We start from the raw sequence: 17917 nt of genomic DNA, 5'->3' as shown, positions 1-17917 counted from the left end.
CTTAATCTATTCGGCGGTTGGAACCCGCAAGCCCTCAATCAGAATAAACAACGTAAGTGCTTGTCCATAACCCATCGGACTGATCGCTATATCTTTATAAAACTGAGCATCCAGCCCCACAGGAGTACCATAGGACACCTGCTGTACAACTCCGTGATCATCAATTTGTTTCAACACCGCTTCAAGCGCACTCAAGCCATTATGGCGATAGGATTCATCCAGGTATCCATACCGGATTCCCTTGAGAATGCCGTATCCAATCGCTGCTGTTGCCGAGGTTTCTTTGTATGAGGTTGGATCATCCAGCACAGTATGCCACATGCCATCCTCACCCTGAAGCTTGCTCAGTGCTCTGACTTGAGCGGTTGCTGTATCCAACAGATAGGCCTTCAGCCCGTCTTCGATCGGAACGATATTCAGGAAATCCATAACTCCCGCCGTATACCATGCATTGCCCCTTCCCCAATGAACAGTACCATAGTTATGATTTTCATTGAAATCCCAGCCATGATAGAATAATCCGGTTTTCTTATTGTATAGATATTTGATATGCACAAGAAACTGTCGCTTGGCTTCTTCCACCATGTCGGGTTTCTTGAAGTATACTCCTGCCTTGGCCAAAAATAGCACCGTCATAAACAGGGTATCAATCAGAATTTGACCATCATTGGCATCTCCTGTGATCATATGTTGAAACGCACCATCTCCGGTTCGCAGCAGTCCATCCATGATCCAACTGCTCCATTCCTCACAGACATGTTCGTATTCCCTGTTTCTGGTCAGCTCGCATAGCGAGATCAATGTAAGGAGCGGAGCACAAGTGTTTACATTTTTTTCTGGTAATCCTTCCATCAGCCTTGCGTTGTACCATGATTCGAGAAATTCCAGCACTTTGGGATCTTTCGTTGCCTCATAGAGCTGAAGCAAGCCATACAGACCAACACCTTGCGGCCATTCCCATAGATGTATGTCGATTAGTCCGATGGGAAACTGTTCATTGATGCTTGTGTTTTTCATAGACTCCATCGCTTGGGATACCTTGCTTATTCTCTCCTGCAGCACCATTTGATTCAGCATGTTGGTTATCACTCCCTTGGTTTCTTGCACACGATTCAGCGCTCCATGTCCATTAACTTCAGTTGTCCCTTCACTCCATGACCGTCATGTACGATTTCCTCTTCTTGAATATAAAAAGGCTTGTTCATTCCCCATTGAATTGGACCATATACCGGGTCTGTTAGAGTGAGAGTTAAAGCTTGATTATCGAATTGCGGGCTTGCAGAACAAACTTGGTTAATAAAAGCGTCAAATGACCCGAATTGCTGCTCGCTTCCTGCTCTTATAATCCAGGCGTTGCGCAAGCCAGGTGAAATAAGCTCACGTTCTCTTGTCACCCCGCTGCTCTCCATACTCGTCCCGTTGGCCGCATATATAGCTGCATACCCCTTATCCAAACGGGCAAAGTGCCAGTTCTCATGCCTTACCCATTCCGTGAAGGAGTGAGTAGGAAAATAAGCATGTGTCCAGTCAGAGTTGTGATCCGCAGGAATATCAAACATCATTAAAGCGATCCCCTCATACTGAACAACGTCGGGTAATATCCCATTCCCAGCCCAGAAGCAAGGCCGACCATCCCCATGCTTGTATATTTCTGCCGGATGATTCACCCAGATCAGCGCCTCAGGTGACAGAGATAAATGCTGGACATGCTCCTGATAACCTGGCTTGCCTGGACGAAAGCGAATGATTGAGGATAAGGAGTATTCCTCAGTCCGACAGTGATAGAGCTTGGCGTAACCTCCCTTGCCCTGCTGATTGGCAAACACCAATTGCTGATTCTCCCCAAGCAACAGATGCTCCTGATATGCTGCTGGAGGACTGTAATCCGATAAACTCAAGGCAACATTGCTTATTGAATAATTGTTTACATTGCCAACGCCATAAGCGATCCAGCACATTGAAGTTGTTCCCGCTGCATAGCTACCCAGCAGTTCCTTCTCATAGCTGCGCCCAAACGATGTGGACAAAACTCCTTGATGCATCTGAACGGTAATATAATAGAATAACAGGTCCATCGCCTTTTTGGCTTGTTGCCTGAGCTGTTCATTATGGGCAAACTCATAGATATGCAATAGCCCAACCGCATCAATTGGAATGTAAGCACTTGAATTCCATTCTGCCAATCCTTCATCCAAAAAGCGCTCAAACCATAATGCAAGCCTCTGCTCTGCTTTTTGACGGTGTACTTCACCGGATTCATCACTGTTGCTGAACGTTTCATCCCCAAACAGCTGTCCGGCTAACAGTTCATTGGTATGGAACAACAAGGCATGGTTCTCACTGAAGAACCACATCACATCATCGCCAGGTTCATCAATCCAATATCGATAACCCAGAATGCTTGCTTTTACCCGATCCCAGAACGATTCACTGAACAGACCGCTATTTCGCTCATCTCTCCAAAGACGGAACAGTCCCACCAGATAGAAGTCACTGCAATCCTTCCGTTGCTCGATCCCTTCCACACCCTCAAGCAAAATGTTTTCTGCTTCTTGCAGATTACCTCCTGTTTTGAGCATGGCGATCGCCTTATGAATATTGGGACTGCCTTTCTCGGCAATGCACCGCAGAGCCAGGGATTTGCGGGATTCAATATCCGCAGCTTGCTGAGCCGCCTCATCATAGCTGGTATCATAGGATTGGCAGCCAAATTTCTTGGTTAGTACAACATTTGAAACTGAAATAGCCAGCGTGAAATATACGTAATGATGACCGAGTTGATTTGTATGTGCCAGGACCAGATCCGTTTCCTGTTCGGTTATGTGTATTGTTTTATTTTCGGTGCCATCAAAAAAATTGCCATACTGAATATCAACCTCTCTAACGATATCCGGTAAGGGAAGTGGCAGCTTGAGCTTAATCTGCTCACCTCTGAAGAGATCCGAAGGAAAATAAGCCTGTTCAAGGGCTTCCTCTGCGGATTTTACAGACTCCGCCAAATGAGGAGCAATAGGCAGGGAAATCACTAATTCCTCGTCTCCCAGATATTCCACCGCAAAAGCATACATCGTATCCCGCTCAGCAAGATCCTCCCAGCAGGCATAGATCTCATTGATTCCAGCTACTAGTTCAGCTTTAATAACGATTTCCTGTTCCTTGTTACGCGTGAGTGGTGCAAAGTCCGTTACCATTTCCCCATTCACCCACAACGTCAGACTGCCATAGGTCTTAATCCGCATAGAGGCGGTATGAGCAGTCGGAGAAATGAGTCTTGTCGCCGCGTAACTGCGCAGATGTGTTGGCACAAACCAAAATCCTGATTTCTCCACCCGTGGATTATTCCAAGGTGAATACAGTGCCCAAGGCATTCCGTTCTCTTCTCCAACGAAGTCGTCTCCCGGGCTAGGAAACTCGCTCCATTGATCAAAAAAGCGGTTCACAGGCTGCGTTCTCCTATGTTCTACAAATTCCTTTCTGCATGGATTCTCATGAATGGCAAAACCATCGATAAGCCAATCATTAATATCTCCCTCCATCGTTGTTGGAACAAAGGCAACAGGCTTTGTATATATGCCGCTGATCATCCAATGATTAATGACCTGATTGTGACCTAATTTCATAGGTTTATAATTCAAGGTATCCATCCGACTCCGGGTGGTATCTGACATTCAACTCATCCTTTCATTCCTGAAGTAATCATGCCGCTGACAAAATATCGCTGGAAAACCATAAAAACAATCAGTACTGGAAGCATCGTGATGACGGACATCGCAAGCAAACTTCCCCAATCCACGTTGTATTCACCAATAAAATTAGAGAGTGCAAGCTGGATCGTATATTTCGATGGATCACTAATCGCAATTAACGGCCATACAAAATCATCCCATCTCCACATGAAGGAGAAGATTGCGAGCACCGCAAGAATTGGCTTCGCTATCGGAAGAATAATGCTCCAGTAAATTTTCCATTCACCGGCTCCATCCATCCGGGCAGCTTCCAACAGCTCGTCTGGTACGGACAACAAATACTGCCGCATAAGGAATACACCTGTTGGGGTTGCTGCTGGCGGGATAATAATCGCGAGCAGGCTATTATACAGCCCCAGTGCACTCAGCACCTTGAATATGGGGATCATAATTACCTCAATCGGAATCATGAGTGTTGAGACAAAAGCGATTAATATGATCGCGCTTCCGCGGAAGCGATATTTCGCCAATGCAAAACCTGCCATGGAGTTAATCAATAACAGTAGCAGCGTTGAGCTTACAGTTACGATCGTACTATTCATAAAATACAAGCCAAAATCGCCTTTACTGAATGCCTCCTTGAAATGCTCGAAGGTGATTGGCTGCGGCCATAGCTTTGGAGGGAAGCTGTACAGATCGCTATTCGTTTTCAAAGCAGATATCACGACCCACAGGACAGGCAGGAGCCACACCACTGCGGCAACACTTAATAGACTGTAGATGAAGATTTTGATCATAGGCTTCATTACCATTACGTAGCCCCTCCTTTTGATAGACGGAATTGCAGAGCCGAGAATCCACCAATAAGGATAAACAGTATCACCGACATGGCACTGGCCAGACCAAGCTCCTGTCTGTTAAAGCCAATCTCATAAATATATTGAACAATATAGGTGGTATCTTTGCCCGGACCACCACCTGTAAGCGCAAACATAAGTGGAAATGCTTTGAACGCGTCAATCAGAGTCAGCATAACAACAAGCAAGCTTGTGGGCTTCAACAACGGAAGCGTGATATAGCGAAACACCTTCATTCCCGTTGCCCCGTCCAAGCGGGCAGCCTCATAATAATCCGTAGGTATAGCCTGCAAACCCGCGATAAAAATGACCATGAAAAAGCCTGCACGTGACCATACTGTCGCGATGATTACAGCCGTATTTGCCCAAAAGGAAGAGGTTAAAAAGCCGACAGGTTCCACACCAACCACGGTTAACAGATGATTCAAAATGCCAAATGAATCTCCGAAAATCCACTTCCAGGTCAATCCTACGATAATGTAAGAAATCATGGTCGGCCAGTAAAATACGGCCCTGAAGAACCCGCGCATTCTAATCTCGCGTGCAAGTAGCAAAGCAATGCCTAACGCTGCTGCATATATTAGCGGGACAACAATTGCTGCATAAATCCCCGTTCGTCCGATGGTCGACCAAAATTCCCGATCTCCTATAATTTTGATATAATTGTCCAGCCCGTTGAACTTCATCGGGTTCAATCCATCATAGACATGGAAGGAATAATAGAGGCCCAATAAAGAGGGAAATACGATAAAAGTTCCAAAGATCAGGAGGTTGGGAAGTATAAACAGATAAGGAGCAATAACGAGCTTCCTGTTCTGTTTTGCCAGCGTATTCCTGTTTAATCGTTGTTCTTCACTCATCTGCTTGCCCCTTCCTTATCGTTATTCGAGAGGGAGGCTTTACAGGTATCGATAAGCCCCTGTTATGCGAATTATCCAAATGACTTTACGTTTATTGACTGCCAATAGCCTCGTTAATCAGCTTGGCTGTTCGATCCAAAGCCTCCTGCGGAGTTGCCTTATCGGATAGAACCTCAACAATATTATTTTTCAGGTCCGTTGAAATTTTGGATATAATGGTCTGTCTGGACCAGTCATTAGCTGCAAGAGGCGAACTGTTCTTCAGTTCATCCGCGAAAATTTCAAACATCTCCTTGCCGAATTCATAATTCAATACAGAGCTGTCCTTCTGCGGACTCATAAACAATGATTCCTGGTTATATTTTGAATTCACTTCTTTGGACGTTAAGTATTCAATAAATTCTGCTGCCTCCTGCTCATATCCGCTGCCTTTGAAAGCCATCAGAAACTTCCCGCCTGGTACTGAAGAACGTTGTGTTCCTTTTGGCATATAGGTGACTCCCCATTCAAAATCGGTGATATCCTTGTAATTGCTGATCATCCAGTTGCCAGCCCAGTGGGTAGCCACCGTCCCGGAACGGAACAGGTTGTTCGGATTTTCCCCTCCGAGCCATACGGATTCGGGCATGCTCCCTTCTTGATGAAGCTGCTTGAACTGCTCCATGCTACGGATTCCGGCTTCATTGTTAATCGCTGCCGCAGTGCCATCCTCCGTTAAGATGCTTCCGCCATTCTGATACAAAAGAGTGGACCATCTATGCGGTGTGACATCCCATACCATGCCATAACGTGCTCCGCCTTTGTCCATAACCTGTTTTAACGCAGCTGTGTATTCATCCCACGTCCATACCTGGTCAGGAGAGGTCGGTACTTTGACGCCCGCTTTATCAAATAAGGTTTTGTTATAAATAAGCCCATTCGCTGTAACATCCATAGGCGCCGCTACCAGCTTGTCATTAATAACATAATAAGGTTTAAGTGAGTCAATAAATTGATCCTTGAATTGATCCGCATTGTCCACGTAGGGTGTCAGATCAACCGCCTGATTAGCAAATGATCCGGTATCCGTGACCCGGCTCAGGGCAGGTGGCTTTCCACCGGATAACATTGTTTTTAATTTGGTTTGGATATCCTTGAAGCCAACTTCAATCAGGTTGATTTTAACCTTGGTATTGGTTTGCTCATACTCTTTAATGATTTCCTTGATGACTTCTCCTTCTTTTCCGTCAGAGAACCACAGGAAATCCAGAGTTGTTTGTTTTGAATTAGCATTGGTACCCGAATTTCCGCAAGCAGTTAATACGATGAGTAACATGACCAATACCATGCTAGTGATGAGCTTAAACGTTGTTCTTCTTGTCATATCAACATCTCCTTGGAAGGGTCTAATGAATTTTGGCTTCGTTGAGCAATTCACTTTTACGGAATAACTGTGGTGATACACCCACATATTGTTTAAAGGCCCTGCTAAAATATACAGGTGTGTTAAAACCTAGCGTCTCAGATATGGATAAAATCGGCGCATCCGTAGACAGCAACAATTTTTTGGCCTCTGCAACTCTTTTCCGTATAACATAATTGCTTATGGTATATCCCGTCGTCTCTTTGAAAGAGTGACAAATGTAGTACTTATTCAAATGGAGTGTTTTGGACAGTTCATCCAACGAAACATTCTCCGTGTAGTTCTGGTTTAAATAATGAAGAACCCGGCTCACGCTTGTCTGCTTCTGGGAAGAACATAAGATAGGATTGGCGGATTGCTCACTGGTTGTTTTCCGGTAAATCCGCAGTAGCAATTGGGTAAGACTTAATTTGACCATTGTTTTGTACCCTGTATTTCCTGCCCCCATCTCCTCCTTGATTCCCTTAAATACAGCTGTGATATGCTCACGCTCCTCCGGAGGCCAATGCACCAATAACCCATTGGGATGACGGAATATGGACATCAGATTCTCCAACTGACTGACAGCAAGCATGTCCAAAAGCAATAATTCCGTGAAATTGACAAAACTTCGCTTGTACACGATTTCTCTTGAAGGATTGATTCGGTGGGGCACACCGCCTCTGAATATAAACATATCTCCAGGCAGCGGCTTATATATTCGGTCACCGATTAGAAAGGTTGCATCTCCTTGAATAAAATAATGTATCTCATACCCATTATGCGTATGAACAGGCCATTCATCCTGAAAATTATCTGCTTCAGATCGCACATAAACTTCATTTTCCTGCAAAGCAATATTCGTCGGGGTGTGTATGGTTAGCATCAGTAAAGATCTCCCTTCCTAGAATATAAAAAGCAATATAGTTTAATAATTTGCAATGATAGCGCTTTACAATGAATTGTATCACAGTTATTTCGTTCTAATCTGAACTATATTGCTGTATTGTTGATCACAATTGTTGAAAATGATTAGAAAGGAATTCATAGGGACTTGAAAGATGAAAACAAAAAAACCGCTGTCCAGCCCGTAGGCTATCACGCGGTCTATTAGCATTACCTCTCAAACCCATTCATCCCAATGGTTTTCAAGAAAAATGACTTCTTTCTCATAGTGGGCCAGATGACCCTCTTCGACCATCTTCATAAAAGCGACATCTCCATCCGCCGCACGATCAGTCAGTGTTTTACACATGAAACGGATACGGGATATGACCCAATCCTTCAAATCTGCTGGAACACTCAGCCCGTACGTAGCCATAAATAAGGCAATCCGTTCTTTTCGAATAGTTCCGTGCGCCTGGCTAGCGTATGGCATTACACCCTTTCCGTCCATCTTTGGTGAAAATTCTGCGAGTGGAACGGATGTATACAAGACATAGGCGATATCCCACATTCGCGGACCTGGACCCGCCATATCAAAATCAATAATGCCATGAGGACGGCCATCCTTGTACACCACATTATACGGCGCAAAATCGTTATGACATACAACTTCATCTTCAGTTAGGCCTGGATATCTGTTCGTTGATACTGATGTTGTTGTAAATCCAACGGTCGCATCATGGTAACTTCTCAACAGTTTCGCGACTTCAATCAGAGATTCGTCTGACCACATATACTCTTCTAGATCAGGATAATCATTGCCTGGAACGATGCCTTCGAGGTAAGAGAGCGTTTCTCTCCCCTGTTCATCTATTCCCAGAAATCGAGGGGCATGATCATAACCAACTTTTTCGAGATGTAAAAGCAATTCAATCACATATGGATTTGGTTTCGCATGCCGGCGAACCGTCTCACCTATTCTGACGACCTTATTCACATTACCTCCCGATAACACTTCCTCCTGTTCGGCCACTTTCATCCCTCCTCAAGCTAAACTTCCTTGTTATGCCCATGATTACGATTTTTCTTATAACTCCCCGGGAATCCCGCGACCAATAGTATGAATCCAACAAAGAACATGAAGTATACGAGTAAACCTGTTGGATGCTCGTTCGTCTGAGCAAACTGGGGTACGTTGGTCCCTCCTGAAGCGTATCCTGCTTCTACTATAGCGACAGAGACTCGTATTGAAATTCTCTCCATTGTTGAAATAAACACACTGCCAAGCATGAGGACTACACCCAAAATCTTGTTAATATTATTCATTTCATGCCTCCTACATTAACCGCACACAATATTGCATACGCTTTATCTACTTATGTGACTTTCGATTCTCTATTCCATATTCCTGCATTTATGTCCAAATATGTTCCATTTTCAATCTCATCATAGTAAATAGCGCCGTCATCTCTGACGCCGCTGTTTATGCTCTCTGAATATGTTACGTAGCTACCACTTGGTGCAGATCCATACTATTTTCGAAAAAGGCTGACTGTCCAACATAATACAGATCATACATCTGTTCATTCATGTTGATCTGTTGATATACATCTGGATACACATCATTGGCTAATTTCACATAAGGCAGTTTTTGTACGGCTTTTCTGGATCTTATATTTTGCTTGCGTATCTTCATAAATACCGTTTCAATCCCATGTTCCAGAAACAATTCAACAAAGAAGGCTGATTTGGCTCTTTGGCTATACCCATTTCCAAAAAACGGTGATCCAATCCATGTGGCTAAAAAACCGGTTTGATGCTCAATGTGATATAGATCTATGGTTCCAATAGGCTGACCTGTTTCATTCAAAATCGTTCGGGAAATCACTGTCTTTTGCTCTTCTTCGGCTATCAATTGTTTGGTCAGGAATAGATATTCCTCATACGATTGGCATGCATAACGAACGTAAGGAGAAACTGCGGGGTCCATCATTAAGCTGTACAGTGAATGGCATTCCTGCAAATCACGTTTTTTTAACATTCTGTCTACCACCTAGTCCTTTTAGTTCGCTATATCAAGCAAATTAAGTATATAAAAGCTATTGTGGCATTTAATGAACTCTGTATGTGGCTTATGTAAAATGCATTGGTAAATGTTGTTCAAACCCTCTCGGGTAACACAAAAAACGGCATGTCCCTTTTGGAGGAACACGCCGTTTGTATGAATACAGCCATATGGTAAATTATTGCATACCTTGCATGATCGCATTAATGATATTTTGCTGCGTCACGGTATTATTCGAACGGTTAAACAATGCGAATCCATGTTGACCGTTATGCCCGTTATCCCAATAAACAGGAACCATTTTGTATTTTTTAGCTTTTGCGGTAACTGCTTTTGCGTATGCAGCACGATATACATTGTTGCTGGAATCGTAGGACGTTTTATCAATGGAACCGAACTCACCAATCACTACAGGATAGCCCTGAGTTACAAATTTGTCGTACATGGACTTGAACTGTGATTCAAGATAATCCTCTTGTCCCCAAGTAGACTTCTTGGCAGGATTCGTAGCCGTTGCACCCCACTGTGTGATATTGCCGTTTTCCTCACCTGCAAAGTCCCATGGAGAGTAATAGTGGGCCGAGATCATGATTCTCTTCTGCGAACTAGGAATAGCCGAGGATCTGTAATTATCTGTCGGAAGAGAGAAGCCATAGTTACCAACAGTGTAGTCAATATTGGTATTCCAGCCTGGAATCAGCAACCATCTGGCATTGTTGTTACCACCAGTCTGACGAACCGTATCCACGAAGATTTGATTGTATGCGTTCAGATTGGCGTAATACGCCGAGTTTGGATTGCCATAGTTACCATCGAATACTTCGTTCATGGATTCGAAAATAAGACGATCATTGTAGTTGCTAAACTTAGTGGCAATCTGCTGCCACACCTTTTTGTATTTTTCCTTAATGGCAGTCTGATTGCCACCATTCACGAGCAGCCATCCACCCTGGACGGAATTATACCCATCGCCATGGATGTTGATAATAACATACAGACCTTCATTGTACGCGTAGTCCACGACTTGCTGAATTCGATTCAGCCATGCCGCATTGATTGTATAATTGGGAGCGCTTCCAATGTTGTTCAAATAGGAAACGGGAATACGAATGGATTTGAATCCTGCCGCTTTTACCTTTTTGATTAACTCTGGAGTTATTGTAGGATTACCCCAAGCTGTCTCATTCGGTGTACCGTTCACCGCTGCTTCCAGCTGATTGCCGAGATTCCATCCTGCACCCATCTCAGCCACCACTTGCGAAGCGTCTGCTGCTGATGCTTTAGGGCTCCATCCGGTAAAGGCTACGGCAGCCACTAACACAAGCGCCAAGCTGCTGACGCCAAATCTCTTCCATTTTTTGAACATAACCATACCTCCGCTTATTCTATTATTTTTAACAAGCAGTGCAGTTAATCTATCCATACAGATTGAATGATTCGAGAATACGTGCCTCCTCTCCCTATCGATCAAACAAATGAATTTTTCGCCCGACACCAACATAATAACACATTTATGGAAAATAAAGCGATATCTTTATTGTTTTTTGTGACTATTTACTACAAAATAATCCATCTATCCGTTTAAGTGGATTGCTTGAATTTGTTCTCTATCAAAATCAATAATCATGATGTGATCGCGCGAAATATGATCTCCGCAAGATATTGTTGCGCCGTAGTCGGTTATACCGTTAAATGTGATATCCACACGATAGACTTCAATCTCATTAAACCAATTCTGATGTACCTTTTCCTGAAGTTCATTCTCATAATATTCTCGAAAGACAGTCTCACAAATAGAAAACCACTTAATGTAGTCTTCTATTTTATTAACCATTGAATCAAACGGTGTGTTAGTGGACACATATATTCGGACGTCATTTAAATCCTCATCCTGTATGCAATGTTTAAATATTTGCACTGTATTTTGCAGAGTGTAACACCGGTAACTCTCATCACTCTCTTCTTCAAGCTCAATGAATTCACTTAACAATATGATCTTGCTCCTTTCAATGCATATTAAAATCGCTCATTTAACCACTTTACGAATTTTTCTTTCTCCTCAAACTGTGGGTAATGCGCTGACTCGTTGAATACAATGAAGTCTTTGATCGGTGCATCCAATACGTCAAAATAATCACGTGCTGCATTCGCAGTAGTCATATAATCATATTTACCCGTTACAAAATAGGTAGGAATCTCCAGATGATCAACAATATCAGGTAAATTTTGATCAAATGCTTCCTTCAGTAAGATGTCTTGTGAACTGAACATCCCTGTATAAAAGCGAATCATATCCAGCCCATTATATTCGGGATTTAAAAGGAATCCTGAAATATAATCTCTATTCTCGTTGATGAGTCTGGCTGCACCACCGTACTTTTGCAACAAAATTCTAGGCGTAAGTTCCTTTCCTTGCTCGATCGAGCTGCGGATTAGCTCCAGTTTTTTAACATCATCTTCATTACCAGCTTGTTTCGCTTGCTCGTACGTGTACTCCAAACTTTCCAGTTCGCTCTGAAGTGTATTAGCCATCTGTCCAATGCCTATATAAGCGTGAAACTGAGTGGGTGCTTTAGCCGCAGCTTTCATCCCGATGTATGTACCAAATGAATGACCAATTAATATAGCCTTCTCTTGATTTAACTCCTTAGATACATAATCCCTTAACGCTAACAAATCATCTACTAATACATCTGTTGTCAGATTCGAGTAATCCTCAAAAAAGTGATAGGACTTCCCACTCCCACGTTGATCGTAATGCACCACCGTGAAGTGTTGCTCAAGCTCTTTCTGATACTTCCTTACGTACGGAATCTCCGAGCATCCCGGCCCGCCATGCACAAAAATCAGGATAGGATTAGTCCGATCAACACCCCTGATCATGACTTCATGTCCTGTACCGTTAATTTCGACCTGCTCTAACATGCTGATGCTGTTTTCACCTTTAATTTTGGGTGTCCATGTGGGAAATATCAGAGCTACTATAATCATTAACATAATACTGAAAATGCTGTATTTGAGTGTTCTACGTATTTTGTTTCGCATGTAATGCTCCTTAAATAATAAGTTTCATTTGTCATTCTACCAACGGTTCATTTATCGTAACGGATACAGCAATTCAACGGGTTCTTTCACCAGCTCTTCTTGGAATATGTAATTGTGATCGGCTCCTACGATACAGAGGATTCGTTTTCCTGGATGAGCTTCAATTGTATTTTTGACTCTTTGAACCATAATCTGATTACGGACCACCCAGCGAAAGTTCTGTACCTTCGCGTTTACCTGATGCAACCATTCATATTTTTGTCTGGTTACCCGATCAAACTCCTTTGAATTAAAAGGAATCTCGCCAAACTGATACGTCTCCATTTGCTCTGCAAACCAATGATCATCCCGTTGTTCAAGTTCTTGGCGTTCCACGCCCGAATAACCGTTGAATGGATCAAAAGCATTCCACACATCCAATTCAAACCAATCAATAGGGACAAATGGGATGTTATGCTCCTCGCATAAAGGGAAGACCAATTCCCAATACTCACTAGCTGGTTCTCCCCAGTATCCTCTATCATGTTTGTCCTTCAGGTACCTCAACCAACTCTGCGGATGAACTTCACCACAAATGAGATCTGGTTTAAACTCAGTGATCACATCCTTGTAAAGGGAAAGGGAACAATGATATCGCTCTCTGAGTTCTGGACTATGAATGGTTCCGAGTATCCCAACCGTTGTCATGGGCCCAGCTCCTTTATCATGTGTATATCTTTCGGCTCTTTGTCATAAAGTTCTTGATCAATCTCGCTTGCAATCTGACTGCCCTGACTTCTATAAAAGGATACCGCTGATTTCGTCTCTGTGGAGGAGATATACAGATACTGTGCACCACGTTTCTTAGCCTCTTCACCTAACTCGTTTAGAATACGTTTTCCAATACCTTGTCTTCTGTACCCGCGTGAGACATACATCAAGTCAACTTGTAATTGATTTCGTTCTTTTCCTCTATATTGATGTGCCAGCACTCCAAATCCGATTAATTGATCGTCAGCAAACGCGCCATATGCCATGCCACCTTGTTCTAATTCGTACACATATCGATTTTGAATCTCTTTTAAAAGCATCTCATCCCAGTTGGAGCACTCATGATTTTGTTCAAGCTCAACCAATCGGTTCTCTCTCATTTCATAGATGAGATCAATATGTTCCGAGCGATCTATTTCCTGCAGCTGATTCACATCATCAAGGGTCAACGTTCTATACGTTATCATGATTGTTGCCATCTCTCTTTCTACATATTATTTCTAAAATCTATGGTTTATAGATCGAAGTCTGTATTTATCAAAAACTATTTTCGTAAAAAATTTTCACTAATTCTTTTCATCTCTTTTAGTTTCAAAACAGAGCTCCTCCAACTAAAACTAGCTTATTTTAATTTCAGGTAACTCATTCAAATGATTTATTTCGATAGTGTATTTCTTAAGCTTATGGTTCTCAAGTCCATCCCATCTATCCGAGAAATGATAAAACATATCTCCGAAGTTCATACCTTCAGGTAATACATCCACAAGCTTTATTTCATCAATTTCAGACTCCGGTAAGCTCTCCAGCAATTTAACCTCAGCATAAGAAACCATACCAAAGCTCCCATTCCATTCATATACACCATAAGGTATTAATTCGAAGCGTACTGCCCCTGTCTCTTCATAGAGTTCTCGACTTGCCGTGTGTAAAATTGTTTCCCCTATTTCTTTGTTGCCTCCTGGTATCTCCCAACCTCCTCTTTTCCTATTTTTTATAATGATGAATTTATTATTGTATTTCGCGATCATAACTGCAAATTTGATTAACTCTGGATCAAGTTCATCTAGATCAAACCAGTGGCTCATGTTATCTCTCCCATAAACAACTATTCTGTCAATATATAATTGTTAAACCATTGAAGTGGTAACAAACTATCATCGGATATAATCGTTGTGAATACCGCAACCAATCCTCGCTTTTGGTTAACAAAGATATATTGCCCTCTGAAATGCTGAGTCTATCATTTTATTTCCAACCTGTAGATCACTTCATCATCTGAATTGGTTCTATTCTCACTGATAAACAACATGCTCTTATACAAGTTCTGTGCTATTTCATTATTCCGTTCAACCGTTAATGAAATAACCTTGCACAACGGATGCTGTTTCGTAATGTAATCTAGAATGGCTCTTAAAGCACGCTTTCCCATTCCTTTACCTTGATAGGATTGATCGATTTGAAAACCACCAATCCAGTAATTATCTGTACTATCTGGCGTATAACTTAGATAAAAGAAACCAAATACCTTCCCATCGATCTCAAGTACGTAAGGATCAAATGCTTCATCCCACGGTTTTACATAGGCGTAAGCGATTCCCTCAATAACGGACGGAACTAATGACGCTTGGTGTTCATACAAAGAGATTTTCAGCGCCTCTTCCCAATTCTCTCGTGTGACTGGTTGAATTTTTATATTCACCACTGTATCTCCTCTTTCGATAATCTTTGATTACCTCTAAGGTTCTTTTCACTCTCACTTACAACCACTTTCAAATGATGTTCAATCAACTGTATCACTTGTTTTTTATTCTTCGTGATTGTTGCAGTCTTATGGTTTTCATTAATTGAACATATAACTTCTTCTATATTATATTGATGGTTCCATTTTACAATCATCTTGCATAAGTCCGTGAATGACTGCTTGTAATTCCACGGTTGCAGTCCCATTCTGGACAATACAAACCTCTTTATAATCCGATAATCTCTAATGAAAACATTTGGAGCTAATACAAAAATCAAATCCGCTTCCTGGATGGACTTTATTGTCCAATCTTTGCACTGTACTCCTTCTATGATCCAAGCCTCTGAACTGACAATAGATTGGACAGATTCATCCCTAACATGTTCAGGATATCTCAGATTTTCGGCACTTCTGTCCCATATGAGATTGTCTAATTCATAGGAAGGAATACCGTATTTATCCGACAATTCTTTGGCTAATGTTGATTTCCCACTACCGCAAGATCCAATAATTCGTATTTTCATACATATTCTTTCTTCAAAAATGCATAGATGACATTATCAACAAATCGATTTTTCCAAATAAAATTCTCTTTCAATATGCCTTCTTCACTGAACCCAATTTTCTCAAGCAACTTTCTTGATCCCGCGTTCTCTGGCTCTACAAATGCTTCAATTCTATTTAATTCAAGGTTATTGAATCCATATTCAACGATTTTCTGAGTTACCTCGGTCATGTAACCCTGCCGCCAGAACTCCGGTGCTAATTCATATCCCATCACGGCTTTATGATGTTGCTTCATCCAACCATGAAATCCGCATGTTCCAATAATTCTACCATCCGACTTCAAAGCAATTCCCCAGCGGATGACCTGACCATTTTCGAATCGTTCATTCCATCTTTGTATGAGTTCTTCTGCTTGTTTTGTATTCGTAAAACTTTCTACATCGTAGAACCTTGTAACTTCATCTGAAGAAAAATATTGAAATATGTCTTGGGAATCACTCTGTTTAATCTCTCTTAACAGCAATCTTTTGGTTTCTAATTCAGGAAATGGAGTCATATTCACTTCACCTCAATCGAGTACACTGCTACATTTTTCCCAATGATGTCTACGTCCTTCTCGTGTTTCATGCCATTCTTTTGCGCGACTTTCATAGAACCCACATTGCCATGTTGAATTAAAGATATTAATCTTTTCTTCTTCAAGTGATCCATGCCATACTCTTTCCACGCTTTTGCTTGTTCATATCCGTAACCCATTTCCCAGTATTGCTCGATAACCCAGTAACCAACTTCAAGCTCATCAGTGCCTTCAATGATTTGAGGAATCAGTCCAGAGGTTCCAATTAACTTGGTATCCTCTTTATTAAATGCGAGGAACAACCCCTTATCGTCTTTATTCCAGTTGATGTACTTTTCAAGGCTTTGCATGGTTTCTTCCTTCGTCCAGGGTCCGCCATGTCTTATAAATTTCATCATATTCGGCTCGCGTGTCATCTCAAAAAGTAAATCGAAATCATTTTTGGTATATTTCCGCAATATAAGTCGTTCTGTCTCCATCTTTCTCTCAGCTCCTTTTTTATTCATAAAGATGTAATCGTATTCATAAACATTCACATATCATGGGGAAGCGGACTAGAGTGTGTCTTCAAACTCAGGCGATTTTCTAAGGAACACAGGACATCTTATTCGGCCTTCACGTCCTCTTTTAAGATTGTAAGGAACATGAGACATCTTATTTCCCAAAATCATCTGACAAAAACGCTACAAAAGGCTATTTTTTCTGATATAGCGTGTCTCAGATTCCTTAGATTTCGAAAGGCGTTTCAAATCCCCGAATAAGACGTGTCAGGTTCGTTGGCATTAGCACCTAACACTAAACTCAACGCTATGTTAACGCATATCAACGAAAGCATGGGAAGGTCTATCAAACCTTAGCAGTTAATCCAAAGCTCCTTTATCACCAGACCGATAGTTTTGTCCTCGTATCATTCTCATCCGTTATACATTTGAGAGATTATTCAACCCAATTGCTCATATTCACTTTTTAAGATACTCATGCAAACACTATCCCAGTATTTCCCCTTTTTATATATCTTCTTTCTGTATCTTCCTTCTTCTTTAAACCCACATTTTAAATAACATTTGTAAGCAATCTCATTATACTCGTACACTTCAAGTTCCAATCTGTTTAAATTTAGCTCTTCGAAGACAAACTTCTGTAGTACACGGATTGCTTCACTTCCATAACCTTTACCTAAAAATTCTTTTCTCCCTATTACAATTGCTAAACATGCAAAGCGATTTTTATAATCAATTTTGTACAAATCGATCTGGCCTATATAATCTAGCGAATCCTTTAACCCGATAATAAAACTTTTATTCGAAGACTTGCCTTCAACCATTTTCCTGAAAAAGACTTCTGTCTCATAACTCGAATGAGGATACAAAAAATTATCTGATAATGTCCCTGTGATTTCCGGATCGTTCACCCATTGTTTGATGTAATCCACATCAGAATCCTGGTATTCTCTTAACACAATCCTTTCTCCATAAATACGAGACATCGATAATCCTCCCAGCTAATCTTTTTTTCTTTTGCACCATTCTTAATAAAACCCAACGCTTTTCTACCTTGTATTAG

At 41.7% G+C, this 17917-nt stretch carries 20 protein-coding genes; all 20 read right to left on the bottom strand.

Going from position 1 to position 17917, the window contains the following annotated elements; genetic code table 11:
- Nucleotides 1-6 precede the first annotated feature (6 nt).
- Complete coding sequence (gene bglB / locus MKY87_RS28065; RefSeq protein ID WP_340967058.1) at nucleotides 7-1077, bottom strand: beta-galactosidase BglB; 1071 nt, start codon at nucleotides 1075-1077, stop codon at nucleotides 7-9.
- Nucleotides 1078-1112: 35 nt separating this feature from the next.
- The gene (locus tag MKY87_RS28060; protein ID WP_340967056.1) at nucleotides 1113-3644 is read right to left on the bottom strand and encodes a hypothetical protein; all 2532 of its coding nucleotides are present in this window, start codon (nucleotides 3642-3644) and stop codon (nucleotides 1113-1115) included.
- A 29-nt stretch (nucleotides 3645-3673) separates the two neighbouring features.
- A complete protein-coding gene (locus tag MKY87_RS28055) occupies nucleotides 3674-4498 on the bottom strand; it encodes a carbohydrate ABC transporter permease (RefSeq protein WP_340967055.1) in 825 nt (274 codons plus the stop codon).
- Entirely contained in the window at nucleotides 4498-5403 is a 906-nt protein-coding gene (locus tag MKY87_RS28050; RefSeq protein WP_338594050.1) for a carbohydrate ABC transporter permease, read from the bottom strand. The genes MKY87_RS28055 and MKY87_RS28050 overlap by 1 nt, the downstream gene beginning before the upstream one ends.
- 91 nt (nucleotides 5404-5494) lie before the next feature.
- Nucleotides 5495-6766, bottom strand: a complete 1272-nt coding sequence (locus tag MKY87_RS28045; RefSeq protein WP_340967054.1) for an ABC transporter substrate-binding protein — start codon at nucleotides 6764-6766, stop codon at nucleotides 5495-5497.
- 22 nt (nucleotides 6767-6788) lie between these two features.
- Nucleotides 6789-7670: an AraC family transcriptional regulator gene (locus tag MKY87_RS28040; RefSeq protein WP_339784352.1), complete on the bottom strand. Its 882-nt coding sequence runs from the start codon at nucleotides 7668-7670 to the stop codon at nucleotides 6789-6791.
- A 237-nt stretch (nucleotides 7671-7907) separates the two neighbouring features.
- Nucleotides 7908-8708 (bottom strand): phosphotransferase, encoded by an 801-nt coding sequence (locus MKY87_RS28035; protein WP_340967053.1) that lies wholly within the window; start codon nucleotides 8706-8708, stop codon nucleotides 7908-7910.
- A gap of 11 nt (nucleotides 8709-8719) precedes the next feature.
- Nucleotides 8720-8995 (bottom strand): hypothetical protein, encoded by a 276-nt coding sequence (locus MKY87_RS28030; RefSeq protein ID WP_340967051.1) that lies wholly within the window; start codon nucleotides 8993-8995, stop codon nucleotides 8720-8722.
- A gap of 175 nt (nucleotides 8996-9170) precedes the next feature.
- A complete protein-coding gene (locus MKY87_RS28025) occupies nucleotides 9171-9710 on the bottom strand; it encodes a GNAT family N-acetyltransferase (RefSeq protein ID WP_340967050.1) in 540 nt (179 codons plus the stop codon).
- A 202-nt stretch (nucleotides 9711-9912) separates the two neighbouring features.
- Nucleotides 9913-11100 (bottom strand): glycoside hydrolase family 5 protein, encoded by a 1188-nt coding sequence (locus MKY87_RS28020; protein ID WP_340967048.1) that lies wholly within the window; start codon nucleotides 11098-11100, stop codon nucleotides 9913-9915.
- Between the two features lie 207 nt (nucleotides 11101-11307).
- Complete coding sequence (locus MKY87_RS28015) at nucleotides 11308-11724, bottom strand: hypothetical protein (protein ID WP_340967047.1); 417 nt, start codon at nucleotides 11722-11724, stop codon at nucleotides 11308-11310.
- 26 nt (nucleotides 11725-11750) lie between these two features.
- Complete coding sequence (locus tag MKY87_RS28010) at nucleotides 11751-12779, bottom strand: alpha/beta fold hydrolase (RefSeq protein WP_340967046.1); 1029 nt, start codon at nucleotides 12777-12779, stop codon at nucleotides 11751-11753.
- 51 nt (nucleotides 12780-12830) lie between these two features.
- Nucleotides 12831-13466, bottom strand: a complete 636-nt coding sequence (locus MKY87_RS28005; protein WP_340967045.1) for a hypothetical protein — start codon at nucleotides 13464-13466, stop codon at nucleotides 12831-12833.
- A complete protein-coding gene (locus MKY87_RS28000; RefSeq protein ID WP_340967044.1) occupies nucleotides 13463-13996 on the bottom strand; it encodes a GNAT family N-acetyltransferase in 534 nt (177 codons plus the stop codon). Before MKY87_RS28000 ends, MKY87_RS28005 begins: the two co-directional genes overlap by 4 nt.
- Nucleotides 13997-14146: 150 nt before the next feature.
- Entirely contained in the window at nucleotides 14147-14614 is a 468-nt protein-coding gene (locus tag MKY87_RS27995) for an NUDIX domain-containing protein (protein ID WP_339784369.1), read from the bottom strand.
- Between the two features lie 155 nt (nucleotides 14615-14769).
- The gene (locus tag MKY87_RS27990; RefSeq protein ID WP_340967042.1) at nucleotides 14770-15228 is read right to left on the bottom strand and encodes a GNAT family N-acetyltransferase; all 459 of its coding nucleotides are present in this window, start codon (nucleotides 15226-15228) and stop codon (nucleotides 14770-14772) included.
- Nucleotides 15225-15794 (bottom strand): hypothetical protein, encoded by a 570-nt coding sequence (locus MKY87_RS27985; protein WP_340967041.1) that lies wholly within the window; start codon nucleotides 15792-15794, stop codon nucleotides 15225-15227. The genes MKY87_RS27990 and MKY87_RS27985 overlap by 4 nt, the downstream gene beginning before the upstream one ends.
- Nucleotides 15791-16333 carry a GNAT family N-acetyltransferase gene (locus MKY87_RS27980; RefSeq protein ID WP_340967039.1) on the bottom strand — a complete coding sequence of 181 codons (543 nt, stop codon included), beginning with the start codon at nucleotides 16331-16333 and terminating at the stop codon, nucleotides 15791-15793. The genes MKY87_RS27985 and MKY87_RS27980 overlap by 4 nt, the downstream gene beginning before the upstream one ends.
- 2 nt (nucleotides 16334-16335) lie before the next feature.
- Nucleotides 16336-16860 (bottom strand): GNAT family N-acetyltransferase, encoded by a 525-nt coding sequence (locus MKY87_RS27975; protein ID WP_340967037.1) that lies wholly within the window; start codon nucleotides 16858-16860, stop codon nucleotides 16336-16338.
- A 434-nt stretch (nucleotides 16861-17294) separates the two neighbouring features.
- Nucleotides 17295-17840, bottom strand: coding sequence for a GNAT family N-acetyltransferase (locus tag MKY87_RS27970; protein ID WP_340967035.1), 546 nt, complete (start codon nucleotides 17838-17840; stop codon nucleotides 17295-17297).
- Between the last annotated feature and the right edge of the window lie 77 nt (nucleotides 17841-17917).

Origin of the sequence: Paenibacillus sp. FSL R7-0198 (assembly GCF_038000415.1) — a bacterium.
Lineage (GTDB): Bacteria > Bacillota > Bacilli > Paenibacillales > Paenibacillaceae > Paenibacillus.
The sequence above is the reverse complement of the archived record's forward strand: the minus strand, read 5'-3'. Positions and strand labels throughout refer to the sequence as shown.